Source organism: Amycolatopsis sp. SID8362 (genome assembly GCF_010550475.1).
Lineage (GTDB): Bacteria > Actinomycetota > Actinomycetes > Mycobacteriales > Pseudonocardiaceae > Amycolatopsis > Amycolatopsis eburnea.
In genome coordinates this window covers 1-1,676 of the sequence record NZ_JAAGNB010000418.1, presented here as the reverse complement: position 1 = coordinate 1,676, position 1,676 = coordinate 1, and the positions used below count along the sequence as shown (strand labels likewise).

Annotated in this window: 2 protein-coding genes; both read left to right on the top strand. The window is 73.7% G+C overall.

From position 1 onward, the window contains the following. On the top strand, positions 1–1,313 hold a 1,313-nt coding region (locus G3I65_RS13440), incomplete at its 5' end, for an aldehyde dehydrogenase family protein (RefSeq protein WP_160696401.1). Positions 1,314–1,363: 50 nt separating this feature from the next. Then, positions 1,364–1,676: hypothetical protein (locus tag G3I65_RS13435; protein WP_309235432.1), on the top strand; the 313-nt coding region annotated here is incomplete at its 3' end.

Genomic DNA, 1,676 nt, shown 5'->3' with positions numbered 1-1,676 from the left:
ACGCCGGCCCGTGGCCCGGCACGCCCGCGCACCTGCGCGGCGACCTGCTGCTGCGCACCGCGGACCTGCTCGACCGCGACGCGGAGGCGTTCGCGCGCGCCGAGTCGCTCGACACCGGCAAGCGCCTGGTCGAGAGCCGCTACGACATGGCCGACATCGCGGCCTGCCTGCGCTACTTCGGCAAGCTCGCGGCGCAGGACGCCGGGCGCGTCGTCGACACCGGCAACCCGGACGCGATCAGCCGGATCGTGCACGAGCCGGTCGGCGTCTGCGGGCTGATCACGCCGTGGAACTACCCGCTGCTGCAGACGGTGTGGAAGATCGCGCCGGCGCTGGCGGCGGGCAACACGTTCGTGCTCAAGCCCAGCGAGCTGACGCCGCACACGGCGATCCTGTTCCTCAAGCTGCTCACCGAGGCGGGCCTGCCGCCGGGCGTGGGCAACCTCGTGCTCGGCGCGGGCGCCGAAGTGGGCGCGCCGCTCGCGTCGCACCCGGACGTCGACCTGGTGTCGTTCACCGGCGGGCTCGCGACCGGCAAGGTGATCGCCGCGGCGGCCGCGGGCACGGTCAAGAAAGTGGCCCTCGAGCTGGGCGGCAAGAACCCGAACGTGGTCTTCGCCGACGCCGACTTCGAGACGGCGGTCGACTACGCGCTGACGGCGGTGTTCCTGCACTCGGGCCAGGTCTGCTCGGCGGGCGCGCGGCTGATCGTGCAGCGCGAGTGGCACGACGAGTTCGTGGCCGAGCTGGTGCGCCGCGCCGAGCGGATCCGCCTGGGCGGCCCGTTCGACGACCGCGCGGAGACCGGCCCGCTGATCTCGGCGGCGCACCGGTCCAAGGTGGAGGCCTACGTGGCGGCGGCGCTGGCGGAAGGAGCGGTGCTGCGCACGGGCGCCCGCCGCCCCGACGACCCGGCGCTGGCCGACGGCTTCTACTACCTGCCGACCATCCTGGACGACGTGCGGCAGGGCTCGTCGGCGGTCGTCGAGGAGTCGTTCGGGCCGGTGCTGACGGTCGAGACGTTCACCGACGAGGACGACGCGGTCCGCATCGCCAACGACACGCACTACGGCCTGGCGGGCGCGGTGTTCACGCAGGACGCTTCGCGCGCGCAGCGGGTGGCGGGGCGGCTGCGCCACGGGACGGTGTGGATCAACGACTTCCACCCGTACCTCCCCCAGGCCGAGTGGGGCGGCTTCAAGCAGTCCGGCTTCGGCCGCGAGCTGGGCCCGGCGGGGCTGGCGGAGTACACCGAGGTCAAGCACATCTACCAGAACCTGCGCCCGGGCCCGCAGCACTGGTTCGCGGGCTGAGTCGCCCGATCGGGATCATTCGAACGGCCCAGCGTTTTATGCTGCGTGACGTGACGCAGTGGCGAGGGCCGCGAGCCGTGCTGGTGGCGGTGGCCGGGCTCGGGGTGATCGCGGGCCTGACCCTGCGCACGGCGTCGTTCCCGGCCGCGCTGCCCCCGGGCACCCCGGACCCGGAACTCGACGTGGGCCTGCGCCTGGTCTGCGCGGCGGCCGTCCTGGTCGCGGGGACGCTGGCGTACCTGACGTTCGCCCGGCGCCAGGACGAGCCCCTGGCGATGGCGTGCCTGCCGGGGCTGGTGGTGACGGGCGTGATCCTGCGCCACCTGGTGGTGACGTTGCCAGGAGTGGCCCGCTTCCAGCCGG